Raw genomic sequence first — 25591 nt, 5'->3', positions numbered from 1 at the left:
GCGCAGAGCGACAGCCTACCTCTGACTGCCGCCAATCTTTGCAACAGAGCCACCGCGCGCGAAGCTCGCATAGGTGAGGAGGTCGGGGGTCGGCTTCCACGACAGGATCGCGGTGCCGGTCCATTCGTCCTCGCTGCGCTGATCGTCGATCGACACCCCATTGAGCTCGGCGGTCGAATTGCCCTGGCAGCCGAGGCCGATGAGGCCGCCTGCGAGCGCCTTGGCGGTCGCGTTCGACGTCGGACTGGTCAGATCGTCGAGCACGAGGCTCTGGATCGTCGTGCAGACGGTATTGTCGTTGGTGAAGTCGGCGCTGAACTTCTTCTTGTCGTGGGTGTAGCGCAGGCCCAGCGTCAGATCGAGCGTGTCGGTGATGTGGACGATATTATGCGTGAACAGCGCCCAGTTGGTGCCGTTCTGATAATAGCGGTCGTTGATCGTGCCGAGATCGTTGAGCCCGTCGAGCGCGGTGAAGGCGGCGACGATGTCGGGACCCGATGCGCCGCTCGCGCCCGCAATCGTCGCCTGTCCGACGCCTGGAATGACGCAGAGCGGGCTGTTCGGCGAATAGAGGCCCGCAAGGCCGCCGCCGGAAATGATGCGGCAGTTGGCGAAGCGGCCGTAATCGTTGCCGAAGCGCAGATTGTCGCGGACCGTCAGCTTTTCGTTGGCATAGAAGCCGCCGACGAGCCAGTCGAGCGTGCCGTCGAACGCCTCGCCCTGCAGGCGCAGCTCCTGCGTGAACGTATGGAATTGGCGATAGGCGTCGTCGCTCGGCGCGCGATAGAGGATGTCGACCGCGCCATAATCGGTGTCCGACGCCTGGCTCGAGCGATATTCGCGGTACGCGGTGATCGAGGTCAGCGTCGCGCCGCCGAAATCATAGTCGATCTGGCCCGAAAAACCGTAATCCTTGGTCTCGCCGGCGTAGCTGCGTCCCGGGCTGACCGAGATGTTGCGGCTGTATCCCTGGTTGAAGGCGCTGAGCGGCTGGCCGAGGTCGGCGAGCACCTGGATGATATTGTTCGTCGTCGGGGTCGCCGGAACACCCGGATTGTTCAGATTGCCGATATAGGGGTTGACGCTGTTGTCGACATAGGTCGCGGCGCAGCATTTCTCGTCGCGGAAGGTATAGTCGGCGATCAAGCGCACCGACAGCGCGTCGGTCGGTTCGAAGAGCAGCTGTCCGCGCAGGAAATAGCGATCGCGGTCGTTGACGTCGGTATTGTTCGTGGTGTCGCGATAGAAGCCGTCGCGCTTGACCCAGATGCCGTCGAGGCGCGCGGCGAGCGTGTCGGTGATCGGGCCGGTGACGCTGCCGCCGAGCCGCCAATAATCGTAGTTGCCGTAGGTGATTTCACCGGTGCCGCCGAACTGGAATTCGGGCTTTTTCGAATAGATGCTGATCAGGCCCGCCGACGAGTTGCGGCCGCCGAGCGTGCCCTGCGGGCCGCGCTGCACCTCGACCCGGTCGATTTCGCCGAGCTCGTTGAGGCCGATGCCCGAGCGCGAGCGATAGACGCCGTCGATGAAGACGGGGACCGAACTTTCGAGGCCGGGGTTGTCGCCGACGGTGCCGATGCCGCGGATACGCGCCGAGCCATTGGCTTCGGAGCCGGTCGACGAGACGAGCAGCGACGGGGCGACCTGGTTGAGCTGGCGGATGTCGTTCGCGCCGCTGTTCTGCATCACCTCGGCGCCGACCGCCGAAATCGCGACCGGAACGTCGGACAGCGCCTGCGCGCGGCCCTGCGCGGTGACGATGATGACATTGCTGTCGTCGGCGGCGCTTTCCTGCGGTGCCGCATCCTGGGTGTCGGCCTCGCTGTCCTGCGCGAAGGCGGGCACCGCGCCGACCGCCACGGCGAGCGAGACGCCGAGCGCGCTCGTGCGCAAAAGCCGGGCACAAAGAAGGGAAGATTTCATTTCGGGCACTCCTCTCAAAATTTCATTTTTTCGTTGCCCGGCGAACATATCGAATTGATCCGCAGGTTTCAGCACGCAGAGCCTTGCCCGGCCATTGTTTTGGCCGGAGTGATGCATTTCGGTCACAGTGGGAAAGTCCCGGATTCCCGGATGCTTTTGCGCTTATCGTGCGGCCGTCGCCGCGCTTGCCGTAGCGTCATCCGCCGCGCCGCCGCCGCAGGGAAAGGTAAGAAGGCGGCCGTTGGCGACGAGCATTGCCCGATATTCTCGGGGAAAATTTTCCGCGATCGCCGCTGCATCGACGTCGAGACCGCCGGTAAGGCTGCCGAATGCGGGAAGAATCAGGCGCTGCGCGTCGCCCGCGAAACAGGGCCGCGCGACACTGCGGCCACGCACCGTGCGGCGCAGCTTGGGATGGAAATGACCCGATATTTCGGGACGCCGCTCGGTGCGTTCGCTCTGGTGGCGCAGCACGACGCCGTCAACGATCAGCTCGTCGGCGACCTCCCCGCCCCACGCGCCGCCCGACAGGCCGTCGTGGTTGCCCGCGATCCACAAGATGCGCGCCGCCGCTGCCAGCTTGTCCAGTCGCGCGGCAACCGCCGCCGCGATGCGCGTCGCGGCGTCGCGATCGTGGAAGCTGTCGCCAAGACACCAGATCGCGCGCGCGCCGGTCCCGGTCGCGAGCCGCGCGAGCCGGTCGAGCGTATCGTGGCTGTCATAGGGCGGCAGCGGCTGGCCGTGCGCCGCATACCAGCTCGCCTTTTCGAGATGCAGATCGGCGACGATCAGCGCGCCGTGGCGCGGCCAGAACAACGCGCGGTCGGCGAGCGGGACGAAGGAATGACCGGCAAATTCGAGGGCGGGGGCGGCGGACATGCTGCCGCTATGGCGGCGGCGAGGCGCATCGGCAAGGGGGCTACAGGCTCTGCCGCCAGCCCGCGCTGGCAAAGCGTTGCGGCGTGTCGCGCCGCGCGCCGTCGGGCATGTCGAGCACGACGCGCCGGTTTGGGAAGTCGATCTCTATCCGGTCGAAAAGCGACAGGCTGTCCATGCCGAGCAGCAGCGCCGGGCGTTCGTCGAGGCCGAGCGCGGTGAAGGCGGCAGCGTCGGCGAAGGACACCGGCAGGTCGTTGATATCGACCCCCTCGATCGTGATGCGCTTGATCGAGGTGCGCGTTGCCGGAACATCCTCGCCGGTGATCGCGCCGAGCATCGTCGGCTGGAACGGCACGCTATTCTGTCGCCGCGCGGCGATCAATTTCATCAAAGCCATATTGCCGACGCTCGACTGCGCGCCGGTGTCGACCACGATATCGACGCGGCGTCCGTCGATCCGCGCATCGGACAGGATCAGGCGGCCGGCGCTGTTGCGCGCCGACACCACGATCGCGTCATGGTCGCGGATCAGCGGACGGGCGCGACGCTTGGTCTGCAATATGTCCATCTTCTCGCGGCGAAAGTCGATCAGCAGCCGACGGTCCTCGAGCATGTCGACGCCGATCAGCCCCGCGGCCCCGATATGCCGTCCGGCAAAGGCCGGCGCGTCGAAAGGCGTCAGGCGAAGGCCGGTCATCTGCAGCGACGCAACGCGGTAGCTGGTAGCGCTCGTGGCGTTCTTGCTGATCGTCGAGAGGCGCAGCCGCGCGCCCAGGCTGAGCCCCAGCCGGTCGGCGAGTTCGCGCGCGATCACCGTCCGCTCGGCACCGGTATCGACGAGGAAGGAAAAGGGTCCCTGCCCTTCGACCATCACCTGCACCGACATGCGCCGCGTCGCATCGAGGTCGAAGGGCTGGACGAAGGGCGCTACCTCCTCGATCGGCAGGGTCGGATCGACCACCGAAGTCGGGCCGGCTTGTCCGTGCGCTTCGCGCGTTTCGGGGGCGGGCGGCGGGGCGGGCGTTCCCGGCGTCGCGCCGACGAGCAGCGGCGCGGCGAGCAGCGCCCAAAAAGGTGACCGGACGGCAATCGACGTCATATCGGCATCCCCTCCTGTATTCGACGCGAGTTTACGCCTTCGCGGGCGATCGGGCAAGCGGCCCTCGAACCTCGCCCATCGCGGTTCGCGCGAGGTCGTCGGCGAGTTCGCCGAGCAGGGCGTCGTCGATATCGGCCGCCGCCACATTCTCGCGCCCGATCAGCACGAGCACGGGGACCGCGAGCGGGCTGATCCGGTCGAGCGACCGATGCACCATCGTCCCCGCCGCGCGGTCGAGCAGGTCGCCGAGCCGCGCGACATCGGTGAGCCGCTCGCGCGCGTCGGCCCACGCGGCTTCGAGGAGCAGATGGTCGGGTTCATATTTTCGCAGCACGTCGAAAATCAGGTCGGTCGAAAAGGTCACCTGCTTGCCCGATTTGCGCTTGCCGGGGTGCTGGCGTTCGATCAGCCCGCCGATCACCGCGACTTCGCGAAACGCGCGCTTCAGAAGATGCGAGCCTTCGACCCACTCGACGAATTCCTCCTCGAGGATCGCGGCATCGAACAGCGCTTCGGGTTTCGTCACAGGGCGCAGCGACCAGAGCGCGAGCGCATAGTCGGACGCGACGAAGCCCAGCGGTTGCAGCCCCGCGCGCTCCATCCGTTTCGAGATCAGCATGCCGAGCGACTGGTGCGCGTTCCAGCCTTCGAACGGATAGCAGAGCAGATAATGATGGCCTTCGTGCGGGAAGGTCTCGACGAGCAGCTCCTCTGCGCGCGGCAGCACCGAACGCAGCGCCTGCATCTCGAGCCAGAAACGCACATCCTCCGGGAAACGCGCCCAGCTTTCGGGCTCGGCGAGGAAGTGGCGCACCCGGTCGGCGAGCCGCGTCGTCAGCGCCATGCGCGCGCCCATATAGCTCGGGATGCGCGCGGGGCGGGTGGTCGCGCGGACGATCAGGTCGGTGTCGCGAGTCGCCTCGACCTCGAGGCTGAGGCCCGCAAAGGCAAAGGTGTCGCCGGGGGTCAGCGTGCTCGCGAAATATTCCTCGACCTTGCCGAGCCGGCGGCCGTTGCGGAAACGGACGTCGGCCATCGGCGCCTCGACGATGATCCCCGCGTTGAGCCGGTGCTGCGCCGCGAGCCGCGGGTGCGATATGCGCCAGCCGCCCCGCCCGTCGGGGGCGAGGCGGCGGAAGCGGTCATAGCTTTTGAGCGCATAGCCGCCGTCGCGCACGAAGCCGAGCAGCCGCGCGAAAATCGCGGCGTCGATCCAGCGATAGGGCGCGGCGGTCCGGATTTCGGCAAGCAGCTCGGCTTCACGGAACGGCGCCGCGCAGGCGAGCGCCATCACATGCTGCGCGAGCACGTCGAGCGCGCCGGGGCGGAAGCGGTCGGCGTCGCGCTCGCCCGCCTCGACGGCATCGAGCGCGGCGCGCGCTTCCAGATATTCGAAGCGGTTGCCGGGCACGATCAGCGCCTTGCTCGGCTCGTCGAGCCGGTGGTTGGCGCGTCCGATGCGCTGGAGCAGGCGCGACGATCCCTTGGGCGCGCCCATCTGGATCACACAGTCGACGTCGCCCCAGTCGAGCCCGAGATCGAGGCTGGAGGTCGCGACGAGCGCGCGCAGCCGCCCCTCGGCCATCGCCGCCTCGGCGCGCTGGCGCGCTTCGCGGTCGAGGCTGCCGTGGTGGATCGCGATGGGTAGGCCGAGGTCGTTGACCTTCCACAGCTCCTGAAAGATCAGCTCGGCGAGCCCGCGCGTGTTGCAGAAGATGATCGTCGTGCGGTTCTTCGCGATCTCGGCCATCACCTGATGCACGGCATAGCGCCCCGAATGGCCGGCCCAGGGCACGGAACCTTCGGGGAGCAGGATCGCGATGTCGGGCTCGGCGCCCGGCTCGCCCTCGACGAGCGCGACCCGGTCCGCGTCGCCGCCCGGCGCAAGCCAGCGGCGATAGGCGTCCGGGTCGGCGATCGTCGCCGACAGGCCGACGCGGCGCAGATCGGGCGCAATTCGCTGCAGGCGGGCCAATGCGAGGTTCAGCAGGTCGCCGCGCTTGCCCGTGGCGAAGGCGTGAATCTCGTCGATCACGACGGTTTTCAGACCAGCGAACATCGCGAAGCTGTCGGGATAGGAGAGCAGCAGCGAAAGCGATTCGGGCGTCGTCAGCAGGATGTTCGGCGGGCGGCTGCGCTGGCGCGCCTTCCTGTCCGAACTCGTGTCGCCGCTGCGGCTCTCGACGCTGATCGGCAGCGCCATTTCGGCGATCGGCGCGCCGAGGTTGCGCTCGACGTCGGCGGCGAGCGCCTTGAGCGGCGAAACATAGAGCGTGTGCAGCCGGTCCGAAGGATGCGCGGCGAGGTCGACGAGGCTCGGCAGGAAACCCGCGAGCGTCTTGCCCGCCCCGGTCGCGGCGACGAGCAGGGCATGGTCGCCGCGACCGGCCGCCTCGAGCATTTCGGCCTGATGCCGCCGCAGCCGCCACCCGCGCGCGGCGAACCAGTCGGCAAAGAGGGCGGGAAGCGGCATAAGTCCGGTGTGGCGCGGTGCGGCGCCGGGAGCAAGGCCTCCCGGCCCTTCCGGGTCTCGCCGCGGGACCGCCGGGTGCGCGCCGCGGACGGCCCGAGCGGCGCAATAAAAAGGGCGCCCGAAGACGCCCTTTCCTGTGCCTGTCCGCCTGGCTCAGTCGCTCGACGGTTCGAGGTTCACGGCGGCGAATTTGCCGCGATCGTCGACTTCAATGTCAAAGGCGACGCGGTCGCCCTCTTCGAGGCCCGCCATGCCGGCGCGCTGCACCGCGCTGATATGGACGAAGGCGTCGGCCTGGCCGTCGTCGCGGGCGATGAAGCCGAAACCCTTGGTCGTGTTGAAGAATTTGACCGTGCCCGAGGTGCGCTCGCCGGTCAGCTGGCGCCGGCCGCGCGCGCCGCCCGGACGCTCGCCGCCGCGGTCGTCGCGGCGCGGGGCGAATTCCTCGACGGGCATCGGCTCGCCCTCGATCTTGAGGTCGATCGCCGAAACCTTGCCGTTGCGCTCGACGAGCGTGAAGCCGAGCGGCTGGCCCGAAGCGAGGCCCTGAAGGCCCGCCTGCTCGACCGCGCTGATATGCACGAACACATCCTCGCCGCCGTCGTCGCGGGCGATGAAGCCGAAACCCTTCGACGGGTTGAAGAATTTCACCGTGCCCTGGCCCTCGCCGACGACCTGCGCCGGCATGCCGCCGCCGCGCCCGCCGCCGAAGCCGCCACCGCCACGATTGCCGCCGCCGAAGCCGCCGCCCCGGTCGCCACCGCCAAAGCCGCCGCGGTCCCCGAAACCGCCGCGATCGCCGAAGCCGCCGCCGCGCGGGGCCGCACCGAAGCTGTCACCGCCATAGGGGGCGGGTTCGAAGCTGTCGAAATTGCCGAAATCATCGCGCTTGCCGCGCCCGCGATGGCCACGGCGGTCCTTGTTGAAACTCATGGAATAATAGTCGCTTTCGGTTCGTCCGCACCCTATTGAACCGGCTCCGTGCGCCGGACGGGGACGCAGTTCACCATGGGCACAGACTCGCCCCGTGCCGCTAACGGCGTAATATATAACCTATTCGTGGCGCTTCTGCGAACAGAAAATTCAAAGGCTCCGTGCGGGATTTTACACGTCTGGCCGCAGCGCTCGCGTGGCGGCGGACGTGATGAAAACCAGTCATTGAGCGATGCCGATTTCCGGCCCGATACCAAGCCGCAGGGATCGCGATAGGTTGCGATCTCTGCAGCTTGGTATAAGGCGAGGCCATGACTGTCTATTTCCACGAAGAGGATCTGCCCGAAGGCGCGCTGGGGCCGGGCGCCGTCGCGGTCGACACCGAGACGATGGGCCTCAACCCGCTGCGCGACCGGCTGTGCCTCGTCCAGATCAGCGACGGTACGGGCGACGAGCATCTCGTGCGCTTCGCGCCGGGCAGCGCCTATGACGCGCCGGTGCTGAAGGCGATATTGGCCGATCCCGCGCGGCTGAAGCTGTTCCACTTCGCGCGCTTCGACATTGCGGCGCTGCAGCAGGCGCTCGGCGTCGTCACCGCGCCCGTCTATTGCACCAAGATCGCCTCGAGGCTCGTGCGCACCTACACCGACCGTCACGGGCTCAAGGAGCTGGTGCGCGAGCTGTTGGGGCAGGATATTTCGAAGCAACAGCAGTCGAGCGACTGGGGCGCCGCCGAACTCAGCGAGGCGCAGCGCGACTATGCCGCGAGCGACGTGCGCTATCTGCACGCGATGAAGGAGGTGCTCGACGCCCGCCTCGCGCGCGAAGGGCGCACCGCGCTCGCGCAGGCCTGCTTCGACTTCCTGCCGACGCGCGCCGCGCTCGACCTCGCGGGCTGGCCCGAAGTCGATATTTTCGCGCACAGCTGACGGGGAGCGATTCGCCGGTGTCCGAACGCGCCGAACTCGATCGCACGATGCGCCGCCTGTGGGCGGCGAAGGGGTCGAGCCACGACCGCGTGGTGCGCATCCTGCGCGTCGGCCTGCCGCTGGTCATCGGCGTCATCGCTGCCGTGCTCGTCTTTTCGCCCTTCACCCAGCGCTCCGAGGTCAGTTTCCTGCTCGCCAAGGACAAGGTCGAGGTTGCGAAGGAACGGATGCGCGTGACACGCGCCGAATATCGCGGACAGGATACGAAAGGCCGGCCCTTCGCGCTGATCGCGGGAAGCGCGGTCCAGAAATCGAGCGCCGAGCCGGTCGTCCGGATGACCGACCTGTCGGGAGCGATCCGGCTCGAGGACGGTCCCGCGACGATCGCCGCCGAGCATGCGCAATATAATATGGACACCGAAAAGGTTTCGGTACCGGGCACGGTGCTGGTCAAGAGCGCCGACGGCTATCGCATCAATGCCGAAAATGTCGCGCTCGACCTTCGGACGCGCAGCCTGACCGGCGACAGCGGGGTCGAAGGAACGTTGAACATCGGGCGCTTTTCGGCCAACCGGCTTTATGCCGATCTCGACGGGCGGACCGTGCGCCTGTCGGGCAATGCGCGGCTGAGGATCAACCAGGGAGTGATCAAATGACGAGCGAGCCCCGGCGCCTCTTCGGGTGGAAAAGCCTCGCGCTCGGCGGCGCGAGCTTTGCGTTCGCCAGCCTGGCGATCCTCGCGACCGGCGGCGGCGCCCCCGCGCAGGCGCAGGCGCTCGCCAACCACGACAGCAGCGCGCCGGTCGATTTTTCGGCGAACGTCATCGAGGTGCAGGACCGATCCGACCGCGTCGTGATTTCGGGCAACGTCCGCGTGACGCAGGCGGGCATGACCCTGACGGCGCAGCGCATGACCGTCGCCTATACGCGCGCCGGCGGCACCGACGTGAACCGGCTCGACGCGTCGGGTGGAGTCACGGTGACCAAGGGCGACGAGGTGGCGAAGGGCAATGTCGCGATCTACGACCTCGATCGGCGGCTGATCACGATGGTCGGCAATGTCGAGCTGCGCCAGGGCGCGAATCGCCTGTCGGGCGGGCGGATGGTGATCGACCTCGATTCGGGACGCGCGACGGTCGACGGCCGCGGCGCGGCGCGCGGGCCCGACGGCCGCCCGGTCGAGGGGCAGAACGGGCGCGTCACCGGCACCTTCACCGTGCCAAAGCGAACGACGCAGTAACCCTCTTCCTTTACCCGCGGACAGCTATGTCCGTTCACATATGACGGCAGGGACCAGTCATTCGCGGCGCCGGGGGGAGCCGCGCGAGCAAGGTTGCCCGTCCATGCGCTTTTCCCCCCGCATCCCGCCGCGCCGTCCGAGCTTCGGGCGGCGACAGGATCCCTCCGCCGAAGAAACCGCCGCGCCGCGTCCCGACCCCGACGACCGGCGCCTGATCGACCGGCTGATCAGCTTTGCGGCGAAGCGCGAGCGGCCGTAAGCCGACGGGGCTCCAGAGAAATCTCACGCGAAGGCAGGAAGGCGCGAAGACATATCTCACACAAAGGCACAAAGAGGTCGCGTGTGCCGTGCGGCGACGGATTCGCCGTAGGCGGTCGAGAGAGGCGCTTCGCGCCAGTCCATTCAGAACGCCTGGAAATAGACGCCCTCTTTGTGCCTTCGTGTCTTTGTGCGAGATTCTCTTTTCCTCTTTCGCGCCCTTGCGTGAGATTTTCACCGATGACGCCGCGGCTTGGCGTTTCGCCGCCGCGCCCCTACATGGGGCGCTCATGCCGCCCGATACGACCACTGCCGCCGACGCGGCGCGCGAACCGCCTGTTCTCGACACGCTGAAGCGCTTCCTGCCCTATCTGTGGCCCGCGGGGCATCGCGGGCACAAGGTCCGCATCCTGCTCGCCGCGTTGATCGTGCTGGCGTCGAAGGGCGTGCAGCTGTCGATGGGCTTTCTCTATGGCGCCGCGATCGACCGCATGGCGCCGGGGATGCAGGCGGGGGTGGCGCCCGCGATCGGGCTTGTCCTCGCCTATGCCGGCGCGCGTTTCGCCGGGGTGCTGTTCGACAATCTGCGCAACGTGGTGTTCGAACGCGTCGGGCAGGATGCGACGCGCGAGCTGGCGATCGCGACCTTCACCCACCTCCACGCGCTGTCGCTGCGCTTCCACCTCGCGCGGCGCACGGGCGAAGTGACCAAGGTGATCGAGCGGGGAACGAAGAGCATCGACACGATGCTCTATTTCCTGTTGTTCAACATCGCGCCGACGGTGATCGAACTCGTCGCGGTGCTCGTCATCTTCTGGACCAGGTTCAGCCTTGGCCTCGCGGGGGCGACCGCGGCGATGGTCGTCGTCTATATCGTCTTTACGCGGCGGGTCACCGACTGGCGCAACGCGCTGCGCACGCGGATGAACGACCTCGACACGCTGACCGTCGGGCGCAGCGTCGACAGCCTGCTCAATTACGAAACGGTCAAATATTTCGGCGCCGAAGAGCGCGAGGCGGCGCGCTATCGCGACGTCGCCGACCAATATGCGCGCGCCGCGGTGAAGAGCGAGAACAGCCTCGCCTGGCTCAACATCGGGCAGAGCCTGGTCACCAATGCCACGCTCGGCGGCGCGATGGCCTATACGGTGTGGGGCTGGTCGCGCGGCATCTACGCGGTCGGCGACGTGGTGCTGGTCAACACGCTGCTCGCGCAGCTGTTCCGCCCGCTCGACATGCTCGGCATGGTCTATCGCGTGATCCGCCAGGGGCTGATCGACATGGAGGCGATGTTCCGCCTGATCGACACCCCGCCCGAGATCAGCGACGCGCCGGGGGCGCCCGCGCTGCGGGTGAACGGCGCGGCGGTGGCGTTCGAGAATGTCGTCTTCGGCTACGAACCCGACCGCACGATCCTGAACGGGGTCAGCTTCGCGGCCCAGGCGGGCGAGACGCTGGCGATCGTCGGGCCGTCGGGCGCGGGCAAGTCGACGATCGCGCGGCTGCTCTTCCGCTTCTATGACCCGCAGGGCGGACGCATCGCGATCGACGGGCAGGACATAAGCGCGGTGACGCAAAAGAGCCTGCGCGCCGCGATCGGCATCGTCCCGCAGGACACGGTGCTGTTCAACGATTCGATCGGCTACAACATCGCCTATGGCCGCGAGGGCGCGAGCGCGGACGAGATTGCGGCGGCGGCAGAGGGTGCGGCGATCGACGGCTTTATCGCGATGCTGCCGCAGGGCTATGAGACCGAGGTCGGCGAGCGCGGGCTCAAGCTGTCAGGGGGCGAGAAACAGCGCGTCGCGATCGCGCGCACCCTGCTCAAGAACCCGCCGCTGCTGATCCTCGACGAAGCGACGAGCGCGCTCGACAGCCGCACCGAAGCGGCGATCCAGGCGACGCTCGACCGCATCGCCGAACGCCGCACGACGCTGGTGATCGCGCATCGCCTGTCGACCGTGGTCAATGCCGACCGCATCATCGTGCTGGAAAAAGGCCGCGTCGCCGAGACGGGAACGCACGACCAGCTGCTTTCGATGCGCGGCCTTTATGCCGACATGTGGGCCCGGCAACAGGCCGAGAAGGAAGAGGGCACGGTCTAGAGCGCCGTCGGACGGGGACGGTGGCCGGCTATGGGCGAAGGCCCTCCGCTTGCGGCAGAGCAAAGCCCATCCCCCATCGTCACCCCGGACTTGATCCGGGGTCCATTGAGCGCGACGCCGGTGGACTGGGTCCCGGATCAAGTCCGGGATGACGAAGAAAGCAAAGGTCCGCCCACCACCCCAAAGGCCACCAAAAATCAGCCCGCGCCGCCGCGGAGCGGCCAGCGGCCGTGTTCGACATGGGTGGTCCGGCCCACAATGCTTTCGGTGAGGATGATCTCGCCCACCGTCCAGCCGATCGGCGGGATTTTCTGCGAGCCCAGCCGGTCGCCGCGATAGTTGATCGTGACATGCGGTTCGGGGGTGGTGCCGTCCATGATCGGCGCCTTCGCGGCGAGCAGATGGTTCACCAGCGCCTTCTGGAACGCCCGCGCCTCGGCCAGGGCCCCACGCGTCCGCAGCGTCACCGCCTTGCGGTTCTCGATCCGGTCGAAACGCAGCGGAAAGGGCGCCGCGGCGAAGCCGTCCAGCGCGGCGATGGTCGCGGGCAGCCACTCGGGCGGCACATAATGGAGGTCGTAGAGCGAGATGAGCGTGACATGGAGCAGCTCGGGGCCGCGCCCGGGGTCGTTGCGCGGCAGCGCGACGATCGCCGCCTGCACCTCCGGCGGCGGCTTGGCCATGACGTAGAGGGGATTCCGGGCGCGCATGGGCGGGGGTGTAACATGGCGTGGGGGTAACTAGGTTCGCTCAATTATGAGCTTACCACACCTCTTGCGTTTCAACATGATAGATGAAATGCAATGCACGAAATGGGGAGGCGATCGTGCAGATAATCGATCAGATAGAGATCAACTACTTTCGTTCAGTGTATTCGGTTTCTTTGAAAAAATGCAAAGATATTAATGTCATAACCGGGACAAATGACTCCGGAAAATCCAACATCCTCAAAGCTCTAAACTTGTTCTTTAACGGAGTTACTGAGCCACATACCGATTTTGATTTCATAAAAGATTTGAACCGAGATCGAGAAGAGGAGGCTCGTGCAGCTAAAGGGCGCATGACAATTTGGATGCGAGTTTATTTCAAAAACTTTTTGAACTGGCAATCCCTTCCGGATAGATTCTCGATTAAAAGGTCTTGGAATAGGTATGATTTAGTTCCGACAGATTCGTATGATGACGATATACCAAATACGACAATAGGAAGATTTTTAAATAAGCTCCAGTTTCACTATATTCCTGCGATCAGGAGTAGAGATATATTTTCCGATCTTCTTGCGGACATGCATGATACGTTGTTACAAGATGAATCTCTCGGGTTGAAAAATTCATCCGAAGCGTTGGTAAATGACCTGCATAATTTGACGGAAGAAATGAGTGTAGAAATTCTCGATATATTGAAGATAGAATCCACGATAAATATACCGGAAAATCTGAAAGACCTATTCAGGGCTCTGGACTTTACTAATAAGTTTGGAGACCATGACATTCCGCTGGTGCTCAGGGGGGATGGGATTCAGAGTCGGCATATGCCTTTCATTTTGGACTACATTTCTTCCAAGTCCAAGAAGTATCATATCTGGGGATACGAAGAGCCAGAGAATTCCTTAGAGCTAACAAAATCGTTTGAGATGGCAGATGATTTTCGTCGAAAATTCTCAGTCGATAATCAGATCTTTCTGACGACTCATTCGCCCGCATTCTATGACATATCTGGAGAAAACGCTGCGCGTTGGTATATCGAGAATCGCGAAGACGATGACAGGACGGCATCCTGTGTTGAGTCAATAAGTTCGACATCTGATATCGATGGAACAATGGGTTTGCTGGCGCTTATCACGCCGCGAATGCGGCAGGTTTATGATGAGCTTTCGGGCTTAAAAGAGTCAATTCACGACATGCAGGGGCGATTAGACGATGTGGAGTGCCCAGTCGCCTATGTAGAAGGGCCAACGGATGTTACGATTTTGGAACGCGCTAAAGCGGCGTTAGGCTTTGGCGATATGAATATTCGCTTTGAGCCGTCGCACGGAGTTTCTAATTTGTTGGCCTTCTTAAAAGTTAACGAGAGGATAAAATCGGATGAGCGGCCACTAATAGGGATATTTGACGCGGATGCGGCTGGTCGAAAGGAGCTTCAGAAATTCTCCAGCAGCCACTTTCTACCGGAAACGAACTTTCGTGTTGTGAGCAAGCCCAAGAGAATTTTTGCTGGGGACTTTAAAACCCCCGGCCATCTTGAGGAGGCAGAAGCCGCTTTTCGAGCCATCGGAATGGCCCTTCCTTTACCGATAGAATTTATGTTTCCGAGAGCGGTGCTGGATGCCGCGAGAGCCGAAGAAGTGCTGGTCTTAGAGCCGCGCATGGCACGCATTGCGAATGAAGAGCTTCCGTTGGAAGTCAATGTAGACGATGCGATTCATGGGCGCATAGCTGAAGACTTTCGCTATCTCGCTAAACAGATTCAAAAGGATTCCAAGGTTCCCTTCGCAGATTGGGTGGTTCAGCGCGAAGACGAAGTTTTCGAGGTATTTCGTTCCCTATTTGAAGACTTGGCGGTAGCGATCTCGGCATTCGAATAGGTGCTCACAGAGTCGACTAGGGTGCCTCGTTCGGCGCCTTGACGCTCATAATTTTGAGAATGCTTCGATAGCCAATGATCGAGAACGTTCTTGTTGGGCTTTAACAAACTCATGCGGGTCGATTCCGACATCGATCCCGTAGGATCGCGCTTCGTTACAGATATTCTGGATCGCCTCTGGGGAGTGTGATCGGGTACTAGCTTTGACAACTAGCGCCGTTAGAATTGGCAGTTCGTTGTCAATGCAAAACGCGATGACTCGGCCTAGGGCCTTTGCCATTTCCGCACGTGGCGCGTTGCCAGTCCAAACCACATTTGGCCGAAACCTTTGCCAAACCTCCTTATAAGAAACGAGGCCGTCCTTCGACGTCTGCGCTATTTCGACGATGGCCTTGGCGGTTTCGGCTGGCGGAAATGGAGAAACGATCCGGCGCTGTCTTTCAAGGCGCAATTCGGACAGTGTGAACTTCCCGCCCTCGACCTTTCCGCTCTTTTCGTAGTTGGCAATAAAGTTGCTGATCTGTTGGTCAGTGAGATCCTTCAATTCCATCAATCATGCTCCCTACCACCCGCACCCATATACAGCTCGCGCCCGGTTTCCTCATAAACCTCGCTCATTTTCGCCATGCCCTTTTCGGCTTCTTCGGCGGCGATGAAGGTGGCGCTGTCCTGATTTTGCAGTTTTGCGAACTCGCGGACTTCCTGGCTGATCTTCATCGAGCAGAATTTGGGGCCGCACATGCTGCAGAAATGCGCCGACTTGGCGCCCTCGGCGGGGAGTGTCTGGTCGTGATATTGCTCGGCGGTGTCGGGGTCGAGGCTCAGGTTGAACTGGTCGCGCCAGCGGAATTCGAAGCGCGCTTTCGATAGCGCATCGTCGCGGACCTTGGCGGCGGGGTGGCCCTTGGCGAGGTCGGCGGCGTGGGCGGCGAGCTTGTAGGTGACGACGCCGACCTTCACATCGTCGCGGTCGGGGAGGCCGAGATGCTCCTTGGGCGTGACGTAGCAAAGCATCGCGGTGCCGTACCAGCCGATCATCGCGGCGCCGATGCCGCTGGTGATATGGTCGTAACCCGGCGCGATGTCGGTGGTGAGCGGCCCGAGCGTGTAGAAGGGCGCCTCGCCGCACGCTTCCAATTGCTTGTCCATATTCTCCTTGATCTTGTGCATCGGGACGTGGCCCGGCCCCTCGATCATCACCTGCACATCCTGCGCCCAGGCGCGCTTCGTCAGCTCGCCCAGCGTATAAAGCTCGGCGAATTGCGCCTCGTCGTTGGCGTCGGCGATGCTGCCGGGGCGGAGGCCGTCGCCGAGGCTGTAGGCGATGTCATAGGCCTTCATGATCTCGGTAATCTCGTCGAAGCGGTCGTAGAGGAACGATTCCTTGTGATGCGCGAGGCACCATTTCGCCATGATACTGCCGCCGCGGCTGACGATGCCGGTTACGCGCTTGGCGGCGAGGGGGACGTAGGGCAAACGAACCCCCGCATGGATGGTGAAATAGTCGACGCCCTGTTCGGCCTGCTCGATCAGCGTGTCGCGGAAGATTTCCCACGTCAGCTCCTCGGCGATGCCGCCGACCTTTTCGAGCGCCTGATAGATGGGGACGGTGCCGATCGGGACGGGCGAATTGCGGATGATCCATTCGCGCGTGTCGTGGATGTTGCGCCCGGTGCTGAGGTCCATGACGGTGTCGGCGCCCCAGCGGATCGACCAGACCATCTTGTCGACCTCGGCCGCGACGTCGCTGGCGACCGCGCTGTTGCCGATGTTGGCGTTGATCTTGACTAGAAACGAGCGGCCGATCGCCATCGGCTCGCTTTCGGGGTGGTTGATGTTGCTGGGGATGATCGCGCGGCCGCGCGCGACTTCCTCGCGGACGAATTCGGGGGTGACATAATCGGGGATGCTCGCGCCCCAGTCCTGCCCGTCACGGATATATTCGGCGAGCCTCTCGCGGCCGAGATTTTCGCGGGTCGCGACATATTCCATCTCGGGCGTGACGATGCCGCGGCGGGCATAGTGCATCTGGCTGACGTTCTGCCCCGGCTTCGCGCGCAGCACGGTCTTGCGCACGTTCGGGAAGGGCGGGACGCCGCCCGAGCGGTCGGGGCCGAGCTGGCCGTTGTCCTCGGGCCGAACCTCGCGCTGCGCGACCTCCTCGACGTCGCCGCGCGCGCGAATCCAGGGGCTGCGCAGTTCGGGGAGGCCGGCGTGGATGTCGATGGCGGCGTTCGGGTCGGTGTAGGGGCCGCTGGTGTCATAGACGCGCACCGGCGGCTCGCCAGACGAGGGTTCGAGCAGGATCTCGCGCATCGCGACGCGGATGCCGCTGCCGGTGGGCGAGGCGACGTGGATCTTGCGGCTGCCACGGATCGGCCCGGTGGTAACGCCGATGGGGGTTGCGGCGGTCTTGTCGAGGCGGCTGTCGATATCGGCCATGGGTTTGTCTTTCCTTGGGGATGAATCAGGCGAGGCGGAAGAGCGCGGCGGCGATGAAGCCGGCGCCGATGAGCAGGGTGAGGCCGGCGACGACGCGCGTGTTGGTGCCGAGCTTGCGCATCCAGAAGCGGACATAGATGTCGGAAAAGGCGGTGATGACCAGCGCTTCGAGCACCGCGAGCCCGCCGATCAGCGTCAGCACCGCGGCGAGCCAGTCGCCGGGCCAGCCGGTCGGGCCGCGGCTGCCGAGATAGAGGAGGGTGCCGAAGATCAGCTCGAACAGCCCGACGATCATCTGCAGCGCGGGCGAGGCGTCGATCTCCTCGATCATCCGGTGCCACTGGCCGGGGCGGCGCAGTTCGTCGATCGCGGCGGCGAGCAGGAACAGGCCGAGGATCAGGGCCGACCATATGGTCGCATGGGTCATCACGCGCGCTCCTTCCTGCGGGCGGGGGGAGCGGGTCTGCGGTCCGGTGGTGCCATCGCGCTCCCTCCCTCCGCCCGTATTACCGGGATCAGGTTCGACGGGTCGCGGGCTGTTCCGCTCTCAACCTGTTTCCGCACACAGGCTCCCCGGGGATGCGGGCGAGCATAGGCGATGTGGGCGGCGAGTGAAAGGGGGTCAGCCGGTGCGGCGCGCGAGCCAGACGCCGGCGATCATCAGCGCGATCCCCGCGACGCGCTTTGCGTCGATCGGAAAGCGCGCGGCGCCGAACAGGCCGTAATGGTCGATCACCGCCGCGCTCGCGAGCTGGCCGACGAGGACGAAGAAGATCGCATTGCCGACCCCGAAGCGCGGCGCGATGAAGGTCACCGCGATCACATAAAAGGCGACGAACAGCCCGCCGAAGTAGAATTGCGCGGGAACCTCGGCCGACAGGCGGATGTCGCCGAGCGATCCGGTGACCGCCGCGCCGGCGAGCGCAATGAGCATCGCGAGGCCGAACAGGATCACCGACGCCGCCATCGGGCTGCCGAGCCGCGCGCCGAGTCCGCCGTTCAAGGCGGCGAGAATCGGGATGCCGACCCCGGTGAGGAACATGATGGTGGCGAAAGTCGTCGCGTTGCTGGTCGTCATCGGCGAGAGGCTCCTGCGGGTCGGGTCCGCCTTGTCGCGGCTTTGCCGCGCGCGGGGAAGCGGGAATTGCTTGCGCGGGGATCGATTGGCCTCGCCGGTTTCCAATTATTTGCATGAACCGCGCGCCGATGGCGGCTTTGGGGTGGGAGGCTGCCGTCGGACAAAACCCCTCCTCTTCAGAGGAGGGGCAGCGAGACTTGGGCGCTTCGCGCCCTAGTCGCAGCGGGGTGGTGCTAGACCTCTCGCGCGCTGTCGCGCGCCACCACCCCCAACCCCTCCTCTGAAGAGGAGGGGCTTATTATGTCCGCTCCCGCCCGAAAGCCCTCATTCCCGCTCTCGGCCAGCGACAAATCGCCAACGACAAAGGGCCGCCCTTGCGGACGGCCCTTCCATTGTCTTTGCCTGACGCGGGAAAACTCAGCCGGGCACGACCCCCGCGACGGAGGCCATGCTCAGTGAGTCCGCCGCGTGCGGCATGGGACAATGAGACATTCGACCACCTCCTTTCGCTTGTTGACGATAGGCGCAATATGGGCTGCGCCGCGGCCGCGATCAAGGGGATCGCGCGGCCTTCCCCGATCAGAATTGATAGGCGACGCCGGCGCCCGCGATCCATTGATCCTTGTCGCCCGCGATCGCGACGATCGGCGAGGCGGCGAAGCGGCTCGCCATGCGGCCATATTGCACGCCGGTCAGCAGCGCGAAGCCTTTGCGCAGATCGCCCGACAGCGAATAAGCGCCCGCGACGCCGATCGTATATTTGCCTGCCGTCGCCTTGCGCCCGGCCCTTTCATAGACGGGAAGCCCGCTCGCGGCGCTGCCGAGCGGATCGACGTCGAAATAATAGGCGCCGAATCCCTTGCCATAGACGTTCACCGATACCGACATGCCGATATAGGCGCGCTTCGACAGCGGCGTGCTATACTCGATCGTCGGCGAGGCGACCCAGCTGCTGTGGCGGCCCGAAATGTCGGCGAGCACGATGAAGCGCAGGCCGAGCTGATCATATTTGCTCGTGAACACGCCGGTCATCGTCACGCCGCCGGTCAGGCCGAGTTCGACCGCGACCTTTTTTTCGCCGAGCGCCTCGACCTGCGGATCGCCGATCCGGCCCGTGCGGTCGCTCCGCAGGTTGACGACCGGGCCGAGTTTCCAGTCGATGCGCTGGCCGCGCCGCTGGCGGATCAGGTCGACCTGGAAATTGGTGCCGCGGGTCGAAAAGGAAAAGCCCGATATGCGGCCGCGCAGATAGCCCCCCGGCAGGACGACGTTGTCGTCGGCGCCATTGTAGCGCGGCGACGTGAGCACCCCGCCGGCGATCGCAAAATAGTCGCGCGCCCATTTGCGGTCGGGATCGTCGTCGTCGGGATTGGTCGGCGGAAACAATATGTCCTGGTCGATGTCGCGATCCTGCATATAGGCGGCGGGCGCCGGCGCGATCGGCCGCTTCGCGATGATCTCGTCGGCGAGGCTGATATTGTCGAGCGCACCCGGATCGGGGGCGAGCGCCATCTCGTCGGCTTGCGCAGGGAACGCCAGCAAAGCGGCGCCGAGCGCAAGGAAGAGCGAGGCGGCTGGGCGGCTGGGCGCAAGGCGAACGACCGGTCGGTGCATCGGCGAGGAGAATCCTGTCTTACGACCCCTTGCGAGGAGGTTTAGGGCCTTGTCGATCCGATGCAATCACCGTCGCTTGCGGGCGGACGCTTTTCCCGCCATCGTGACTTTCATGCATCAGAACAGACGCTTCCCGCATCTATGCCGCGACGCGGCCGATGGTTCCGCATGAGCCGCGCACCGCGCCTGGCCGGCTATGCGCTGATCGTCGCGGCGGCGCTGCTCGCGGTCGCGATGCGGCGCGGGTCGGTCGAAGCGGTCGGGCCGTTCCCCGCGGTGGCGGTCGCGTTGTTCCTGGGGATGCTCGGCGTGATGCTCGTCTTCACCGACCTGATGGTGCGCGGGCTTTATGCCCAGATCGACGCCGCCAAGGCGCGCGAGGATGCGGCGGACGACGGCGAGTAGGCGCCTTTTCGTTCGACACTATCGGGGCTTGGGCCTATGACGTCACGATGACCGATCGACCGCTTACGCCGCTGCTAGACACGGTGGATGTGCCCGCCGACCTTCGCAAGCTCAGGCCCGACCAGCTCCGCCAGCTCGCCGACGAATTGCGCGCCGAGATGATTTCGGCCGTCGGGACCACCGGCGGGCACCTCGGCTCGGGGCTCGGCGTCGTCGAGCTGACCGTCGCGCTCCACTATGTCTTCGACACCCCCGACGACAAGCTGATCTGGGACGTCGGGCACCAATGCTATCCGCACAAGATCATCACCGGGCGCCGCGACCGCATCCGCACCTTGCGCCAGGGCGGCGGGCTGTCGGGTTTCACCAAGCGCGCCGAGAGCGAATATGACCCGTTCGGCGCCGCGCATTCGTCGACCTCGATCAGCGCCGCGCTCGGCTTTGCGGTCGCGAACAGCCTGAAGGACCAGCCGGGCCGTGCGATCGCGGTGATCGGCGACGGCGCGATGTCGGCGGGCATGGCCTATGAGGCGATGAACAATGCGCGCGCCGCGGGCAACCGGCTCGTCGTGATCCTGAACGACAACGATATGTCGATCGCGCCGCCGGTCGGCGGGCTGTCGGCCTATCTGGCAAAGCTGGTGTCGTCGCGCCCCTTCCTCGAACTGCGCGAGATCGCGCGGCGCTTCGCGCGCAAGCTGCCCGAGCCGCTGCACAAGGCGGCGCGGCGCACCGACGAATATGCGCGCGGACTCGCGATGGGCGGGACCTTGTTCGAGGAGCTTGGCTTCTATTATGTCGGGCCGATCGACGGGCATAATCTCGATCATCTGATCCCGGTGCTCGAAAATGTCCGCGACAGCGACCATGGCCCGGTGCTGATCCATGCGGTGACGCAAAAGGGCAAGGGCTATGCCCCCGCCGAGGCGGCGGACGACAAATATCACGGCGTCCAGAAATTCGACGTCATTACCGGCAAGCAGGCGAAGGCGCCGCCGGGGCCGCCCGCCTATCAGAATGTCTTCGGCGAGACGCTCGCGAAGCTCGCCGAAAGCGATCCGCGTATCGTCGCGATCACCGCGGCGATGCCGTCGGGCACCGGGGTCGACAAATTCGCCAGGGCGCATCCCGACCGCAGCTTCGACGTCGGCATCGCCGAACAACATGCGGTGACCTTTGCCGCGGGGCTCGCGGCGCAGGGAATGCGGCCGTTCGCGGCGATCTATTCGACCTTCCTCCAGCGCGCCTATGACCAGGTGGTCCACGACGTCGCGATCCAGAATCTGCCGGTGCGCTTCGCGATCGACCGCGCGGGGCTCGTCGGCGCCGACGGCTCGACCCACGCGGGCAGCTTCGATATCACCTATCTCGCGACCTTGCCGAACATGGTGGTGATGGCGGCGGCCGACGAGGCCGAACTCGTCCACATGACCTATACCGCCGCCGAATATGACTTGGGACCCATCGCCTTTCGCTATCCGCGTGGTGGCGGGACCGGCGTGCCGCTTCCCGAGGTGCCCGAGAAGCTCGAAATCGGCAAGGGCCGGATCGTGCGGCAGGGCAAGGCCGTCGCGATTCTCTCGCTCGGCACGCGGCTCGCCGAGGCGCTCAAGGCCGCCGACACGCTCGAGGCGCGCGGGCTGTCGACGAGCGTGATCGACCTCCGCTTTGCAAAGCCGCTCGACGAGGAACTGATCCGCCAGACGCTCGCCGCCCATGAGGTGTGCGTGACGATCGAGGAAGGCAGCATCGGCGGGCTCGGCGCGCATGTGCTGACGCTGGCGAGCGACGCGGGGCTGATCGACGCGGGGCTGAAGCTCAGGACGATGCGCCTGCCCGACGTCTTTCAGGATCAGGACAAGCCCGAAGCCCAATATGACGCCGCGGGGCTCAACGCGCCGCAGATCGTCGACACCGTGCTCAAGGCGCTGCGCCACAATAGCGCGGGGGTCGAGGAGGCGGGCGCGCGGGCTTAGAGCATCGTGCCGGAAATCTGCACCGTTTCCCCGAGCGAAGACGAGGGGCTCTGCCGAGCGAAGTCGAGGCTGCGACGCTGCGGTTCTCGCTCCGCTCGAACGAGCCCCTCGTCTTCGCTCGGGGATGCGGATGATTCAGATTTCGCGCAATTTGCTCTAGCGATAGATCGCGCTGCGGTGGCCGATGGCGATGACCACGATCACGAGCCGACCGTCGTCGATCCGAGCGATGACGCGATAGTCGCCAACGCGATAACGCCAATGGCCGGCATAGTCACCGGTCAACGCATGGCCGCGAGTCCGGGGGTTCTCAAGCGCTGCAATCTGCTCGAGCGTCGTGAGAATCCGATCGCCGACGGTCCTCGGGAGTTTACGTAGCTGACGCCGAGCGGCGACGTCATATTCAAGCGTCCAAGCCAAGTTCGCGCCGCATCCGCTCGTGGGAAATCGTCTTGCCCGCGCCCGCCTCATTGAGCGCAGCTTCGAGAAGCGCGATATCTTCGAGCTCGTCGATATATTCTTCGATCGCCTTGCGTGCGAGAGCGGTCTTGGTGCGGCCAGAGCGCTTGGCGGCGGCGGACAAGCGCTCTTCGAGCTCCTTGTCGAGGCGGATTGCGAGCATGGAGAACTCTCCTTCGCTATACATGTATAGCGGGCGCCGCCGCACCGCAAGCTCGGCTAAGCCGCGTCGGCGACATGCGCCGCTTCGAGCGCGGCGCAGATGAGGCAAATATTCGTATCGTGGGGCACGGCCGGGGCTTCGACCGCCACCGGCATGATCGTCGCTTGCGCGGTGGCGCAGTGGCGCGGGGTTTCGCCGTCGCGTTCGGCCCACACGTCGGCGCGAACGATCGCCTGGCGCTTGCCCGCCTTGATCACCACGCCCTTCGCGCGCAGCCGCTGCCCTTGCGCGGGGGCAAGGAAGTTGATCGTATAGCTGCCGGTGACGACGTCGCCGACGACGCTCGACGCGGCCCAGGCGCAGGCATTGTCGGCCATCAGCCCGACGATCGCGCCGTGCGCAAAGCCGTGGTGCTGGGTCATGTCGGGGCGAAGGGTGAGCAACAGCTCCGATTCGCCCGCGAAGCAGCGCAGCGGCTCGACCCCGAGGAAGGCGGTGAAGCCCGAGGCATCGACCGCGACGCGCTTCATATAGGCGACGGCGTCTTCGTTGCTGGCAAAGCGATGGCCGCGCATGGGAGAGCATCCTTATATCGTCTGGATTACAGACATTATCGCGGCTTGCCCTGCGCGGCGTCAAGTCTTAAATCCAGACGATGAAAGATTACACGCCCTCGCGCTCGCCTTGCCCGGTCGGGCGCGCGTCGCGGCTGCTCGGCGACCGCTGGGTGCTGCTGATCCTGCGCGAAGCCTTTCTGGGGATCGACCGGTTCGAGGATTTCATGAGCCGGCTCGACATCTCGCGCGCGGCGCTGACCTCGCGGCTTGGCTGGATGGTCGCGGCGGGGGTGCTCGAGCGCGTGCCGCCGCAAGCGAAGCGCGCGCGTTATCGTCTGACCCCGGCGGGCGAGGCGCTGCGCCCGACCTATGACGCAATCAAGGCGTGGGGCGACGCCTGGCTGCCGCGTGCGCACCACGCGGACGCGGAGCAAGGGCTGGAATGAACAAGGACAGTGAAGCGCAGTTCGTCGCTTGATGCGGCGACGCCTGGCAAACCTGCCGCCGCTTTTGGGCTGGCCTTTTCCGCTCGTCCCCGCATAGGCTTGGGCGATGTTCGCGATCGACTCCCTGCTCGTCAAAATTGCGCTGATCGGGGTGATCGGCATCGGGGCGCAGTGGATTGCCTGGCGCACCGGGCGCCCGGCGATCGCGCTGATGCTGATCGCGGGGATCGTCGCGGGGCCGGTGCTCGGCCTGATCCGCCCCGAGCAGGATTTCGGCAATCTGCGCGAACCGATCATCAAGCTCGCGGTCGCGGTGATCCTGTTCGAAGGGGGTCTCAGCCTCAAATTCCGCGAGCTTCGGCAGGCGGGCTATGCCGTCGCGCTGCTCGTCTTCGTCGGGGTGCCCGTCGGCTGGGCGCTCGGCACCGCCGCGGCCTATTATGGTGCGGGGCTGTCGTTCGAGCTTTCGGCATTGTTCGGCGGGGTGATGGTGGTGACCGGTCCGACGGTGATCGGGCCGATGCTGCGCACGCTCAACATCGCGCCGCGCGTCAAGAATATGCTGAAGTGGGAAGGCATTGTGAACGATCCGATCGGCGCGTTGCTCGCGGTCGGCATCTACAGCTACATCACCCACGGCGGCGCCGAGGCGAACAGCATCGGGATCGTCACCGACGTCGTTGCGGCGAGCCTGCTCGCGATCCTGATCGGAGGCGCCGCGGGCTTTGCGCTGACCTGGGCCTTCCCGCGCGGCTGGGTTCCCGAATATCTGAAGGCGCCGGTGCTGCTGACGACGGTGATCGCGGTCTTCGTCCTCTCCGATCTGATCATGCACGAAACCGGGCTGATCACCGTGACCGTGATGGGCGTGGTGATGGCGAACCGCGAAACCTATTCGACGCATATGCTCCAGCGTTTCAAGGAGGATCTGACCGTCCTCCTCGTCTCGGGCGTCTTCATCATATTGTCGGCGACGCTCGACTGGACCGTCGTGTCCAATTTTCAGGCGCGCTTCCTGGTTTTCCTCGTCCTGCTGCTCTTCGTCGTGCGGCCGCTGACGATCATGATCGCGCTGCTCTTCACGCGCATTCCGCTGAAGGAGCGATTGTTCGTCGCGTGGATCGCGCCGCGCGGCATCGTCGCGGTCGCGGTCACCGGCCTCTTCGCGCTGCGCCTTTCCGACTATGGCATCGCCGGGTCGGAGGCGCTGGTGCCGTTGTCGTTCGGGGTCGTGATCGCGACGATCTTTGCGCACGGTTTCACTGCGGGGCCGTTCGCGCGCTGGCTCGGGCTCGATCGCGGCAAGGGCGACGGGGTGCTGCTCGTCGGCGCGAACAGCTGGACGATCGCCTTTGCCGAATTCATCAAGCGGCAGGAGCGCGACGTGCTCGTCGCCGATGCGAGCCAGCTCGCGCTGCGCCGCGCGCGCCACGCCGGCCTGCCGGTCTATCACGGCGATATATTGGACGAGGTGCATGAGGATCACCTCGACATGGGCCAGTTTCAGCAGCTGATCGCGGCGACCGACAATGATGCCTATAACGCGCTGGTGTGCAGCGAGCTTGCGCCCGAGATCGGCCACGACCGCGTCAGCCGCGTGATCGGCGAGGCGCAGCAGGGCAGCCAGCGGCGCGGGCGCGTCTTCACGCTCGCCGCGACGCCGATCGAGGAACAGCTCGACCGGCTGCAGGCGGGCTGGACCTTCAGCCGCACCCGGATCACCGAAAAATTCCCCTATTCCGACTATGCCGCGCGGATGAAGGCGAGCGGCGGCGACAGCCTGGCGGTGGTGCGGCCGTCGGGCGAGCTTGTCATTTTTGCCAAGCACCACCGGCCGGCGGTCGAGGCGGGCGATACGCTATGGAGCTTCGTGCCGCCCGAGGACCCCAAGGCGCGCATGGAAGCGCGCGAGGCGGCATAACCCGCCCACATCGGGAAACGATCTGGTCGCCTTTGAACGAGCCTCCTGTGAAAGTGTCCCCGCGAAGGCGGGGACCCATCGCCCGCCGGTCGACATAGCGCCGTC

Annotated in this window: 23 protein-coding genes, 1 pseudogene and 1 riboswitch; of the genes and pseudogenes, 10 read left to right on the top strand and 14 right to left on the bottom strand. The window is 65.2% G+C overall.

All coding sequences use genetic code 11. The annotated features are described in order from the left end of the window. Window positions 1–51: 51 nt before the first annotated feature. From KNJ79_RS19310 to KNJ79_RS19290, 5 genes and pseudogenes are all read right to left on the bottom strand, one after another. Window positions 52–1926: pseudogene (locus KNJ79_RS19310) on the bottom strand (TonB-dependent receptor); the annotation flags it as partial. Window positions 1927–2088: 162 nt separating this feature from the next. Then, the gene (gene pdeM / locus KNJ79_RS19305) at window positions 2089–2805 is read right to left on the bottom strand and encodes a ligase-associated DNA damage response endonuclease PdeM (protein WP_317152254.1); all 717 of its coding nucleotides are present in this window, start codon (window positions 2803–2805) and stop codon (window positions 2089–2091) included. Between the two features lie 40 nt (window positions 2806–2845). Continuing rightward, window positions 2846–3904, bottom strand: coding sequence for a retroviral-like aspartic protease family protein (locus KNJ79_RS19300; protein WP_317152253.1), 1059 nt, complete (start codon window positions 3902–3904; stop codon window positions 2846–2848). Window positions 3905–3935: 31 nt separating this feature from the next. Beyond that, window positions 3936–6377 carry a ligase-associated DNA damage response DEXH box helicase gene (locus tag KNJ79_RS19295; RefSeq protein WP_317152252.1) on the bottom strand — a complete coding sequence of 814 codons (2442 nt, stop codon included), beginning with the start codon at window positions 6375–6377 and terminating at the stop codon, window positions 3936–3938. Window positions 6378–6530: 153 nt separating this feature from the next. Beyond that, window positions 6531–7310 (bottom strand): cold-shock protein, encoded by a 780-nt coding sequence (locus KNJ79_RS19290; RefSeq protein ID WP_089217529.1) that lies wholly within the window; start codon window positions 7308–7310, stop codon window positions 6531–6533. A gap of 311 nt (window positions 7311–7621) precedes the next feature. Here KNJ79_RS19290 and KNJ79_RS19285 point away from each other — a divergent pair, with 311 nt between their 5' ends. The 5 genes from KNJ79_RS19285 (at window position 7622) to KNJ79_RS19265 (ending at window position 11842) form a co-directional block, all read left to right on the top strand. Then, window positions 7622–8239: a ribonuclease D gene (locus tag KNJ79_RS19285; protein WP_317152251.1), complete on the top strand. Its 618-nt coding sequence runs from the start codon at window positions 7622–7624 to the stop codon at window positions 8237–8239. A gap of 17 nt (window positions 8240–8256) precedes the next feature. Next, on the top strand, window positions 8257–8895 hold the full coding sequence (gene lptC / locus KNJ79_RS19280) for an LPS export ABC transporter periplasmic protein LptC (RefSeq protein ID WP_317152250.1): 639 nt from the start codon (window positions 8257–8259) through the stop codon (window positions 8893–8895). Continuing rightward, the gene (locus KNJ79_RS19275; RefSeq protein WP_089217526.1) at window positions 8892–9479 is read left to right on the top strand and encodes an LptA/OstA family protein; all 588 of its coding nucleotides are present in this window, start codon (window positions 8892–8894) and stop codon (window positions 9477–9479) included. Before lptC ends, KNJ79_RS19275 begins: the two co-directional genes overlap by 4 nt. A 103-nt stretch (window positions 9480–9582) precedes the next feature. Then, entirely contained in the window at window positions 9583–9738 is a 156-nt protein-coding gene (locus KNJ79_RS19270) for a hypothetical protein (protein WP_317152249.1), read from the top strand. Window positions 9739–10027: 289 nt separating this feature from the next. Beyond that, window positions 10028–11842 (top strand): ABCB family ABC transporter ATP-binding protein/permease, encoded by a 1815-nt coding sequence (locus KNJ79_RS19265; protein ID WP_317153955.1) that lies wholly within the window; start codon window positions 10028–10030, stop codon window positions 11840–11842. Between the two features lie 197 nt (window positions 11843–12039). Here the strand turns inward: KNJ79_RS19265 and KNJ79_RS19260 are convergent, their stop codons facing one another. Beyond that, the gene (locus KNJ79_RS19260; protein WP_317152248.1) at window positions 12040–12525 is read right to left on the bottom strand and encodes a 2'-5' RNA ligase family protein; all 486 of its coding nucleotides are present in this window, start codon (window positions 12523–12525) and stop codon (window positions 12040–12042) included. A gap of 143 nt (window positions 12526–12668) precedes the next feature. On the opposite strand from KNJ79_RS19260, the gene KNJ79_RS19255 reads away from it, so the two are divergent. Next, window positions 12669–14426, top strand: a complete 1758-nt coding sequence (locus KNJ79_RS19255; RefSeq protein ID WP_317152247.1) for an ATP-dependent nuclease — start codon at window positions 12669–12671, stop codon at window positions 14424–14426. A gap of 45 nt (window positions 14427–14471) precedes the next feature. Here the strand turns inward: KNJ79_RS19255 and KNJ79_RS19250 are convergent, their stop codons facing one another. The 5 genes from KNJ79_RS19250 to KNJ79_RS19230 form a co-directional block, all read right to left on the bottom strand. Then, on the bottom strand, window positions 14472–14975 hold the full coding sequence (locus tag KNJ79_RS19250) for a hypothetical protein (protein WP_317152246.1): 504 nt from the start codon (window positions 14973–14975) through the stop codon (window positions 14472–14474). Then, a complete protein-coding gene (gene thiC, locus KNJ79_RS19245; protein WP_317152245.1) occupies window positions 14975–16867 on the bottom strand; it encodes a phosphomethylpyrimidine synthase ThiC in 1893 nt (630 codons plus the stop codon). Before thiC ends, KNJ79_RS19250 begins: the two co-directional genes overlap by 1 nt. Window positions 16868–16892: 25 nt before the next feature. Further along, window positions 16893–17294: a hypothetical protein gene (locus tag KNJ79_RS19240; RefSeq protein WP_317152244.1), complete on the bottom strand. Its 402-nt coding sequence runs from the start codon at window positions 17292–17294 to the stop codon at window positions 16893–16895. A gap of 48 nt (window positions 17295–17342) precedes the next feature. Beyond that, window positions 17343–17453: riboswitch (TPP riboswitch) on the bottom strand. A 36-nt stretch (window positions 17454–17489) separates the two neighbouring features. Next, window positions 17490–17945 (bottom strand): DMT family transporter, encoded by a 456-nt coding sequence (locus KNJ79_RS19235; RefSeq protein ID WP_089215917.1) that lies wholly within the window; start codon window positions 17943–17945, stop codon window positions 17490–17492. A 579-nt stretch (window positions 17946–18524) separates the two neighbouring features. Then, window positions 18525–19559: a MipA/OmpV family protein gene (locus KNJ79_RS19230; protein WP_317152243.1), complete on the bottom strand. Its 1035-nt coding sequence runs from the start codon at window positions 19557–19559 to the stop codon at window positions 18525–18527. Window positions 19560–19727: 168 nt separating this feature from the next. Between KNJ79_RS19230 and KNJ79_RS19225 the strand changes: the two genes are divergently transcribed. Together KNJ79_RS19225 and dxs are read left to right on the top strand one after the other, a co-directional pair. Beyond that, window positions 19728–19964 carry a hypothetical protein gene (locus KNJ79_RS19225; RefSeq protein WP_089215915.1) on the top strand — a complete coding sequence of 79 codons (237 nt, stop codon included), beginning with the start codon at window positions 19728–19730 and terminating at the stop codon, window positions 19962–19964. A 47-nt stretch (window positions 19965–20011) separates the two neighbouring features. Further along, window positions 20012–21940, top strand: a complete 1929-nt coding sequence (dxs, locus tag KNJ79_RS19220; RefSeq protein ID WP_317152242.1) for a 1-deoxy-D-xylulose-5-phosphate synthase — start codon at window positions 20012–20014, stop codon at window positions 21938–21940. Window positions 21941–22096: 156 nt separating this feature from the next. Here dxs and KNJ79_RS19215 read toward each other — a convergent pair whose 3' ends face one another. The 3 genes from KNJ79_RS19215 to KNJ79_RS19205 are packed head-to-tail and all read right to left on the bottom strand — an operon-like array spanning window position 22097 to window position 23137. After that, complete coding sequence (locus KNJ79_RS19215) at window positions 22097–22411, bottom strand: type II toxin-antitoxin system RelE family toxin (protein WP_317152241.1); 315 nt, start codon at window positions 22409–22411, stop codon at window positions 22097–22099. Beyond that, window positions 22344–22562, bottom strand: coding sequence for a type II toxin-antitoxin system RelB family antitoxin (relB, locus tag KNJ79_RS19210; RefSeq protein ID WP_317152240.1), 219 nt, complete (start codon window positions 22560–22562; stop codon window positions 22344–22346). The genes KNJ79_RS19215 and relB overlap by 68 nt, the downstream gene beginning before the upstream one ends. Before the next feature lie 56 nt (window positions 22563–22618). After that, window positions 22619–23137 carry a PaaI family thioesterase gene (locus KNJ79_RS19205; RefSeq protein WP_317152239.1) on the bottom strand — a complete coding sequence of 173 codons (519 nt, stop codon included), beginning with the start codon at window positions 23135–23137 and terminating at the stop codon, window positions 22619–22621. A gap of 80 nt (window positions 23138–23217) precedes the next feature. Between KNJ79_RS19205 and KNJ79_RS19200 the strand changes: the two genes are divergently transcribed. Together KNJ79_RS19200 and KNJ79_RS19195 are read left to right on the top strand one after the other, a co-directional pair. Beyond that, complete coding sequence (locus KNJ79_RS19200; protein WP_089215911.1) at window positions 23218–23565, top strand: winged helix-turn-helix transcriptional regulator; 348 nt, start codon at window positions 23218–23220, stop codon at window positions 23563–23565. A 106-nt stretch (window positions 23566–23671) separates the two neighbouring features. Further along, complete coding sequence (locus tag KNJ79_RS19195) at window positions 23672–25486, top strand: cation:proton antiporter (RefSeq protein ID WP_317152238.1); 1815 nt, start codon at window positions 23672–23674, stop codon at window positions 25484–25486. Window positions 25487–25591 lie beyond the last annotated feature (105 nt).

It is taken from the genome of Sphingopyxis indica, assembly GCF_032879645.1.
In the GTDB taxonomy this organism is placed as follows: Bacteria; Pseudomonadota; Alphaproteobacteria; order Sphingomonadales; family Sphingomonadaceae; genus Sphingopyxis; species Sphingopyxis indica.
The sequence above is the reverse complement of the archived record's forward strand: the minus strand, read 5'-3'. Positions and strand labels throughout refer to the sequence as shown.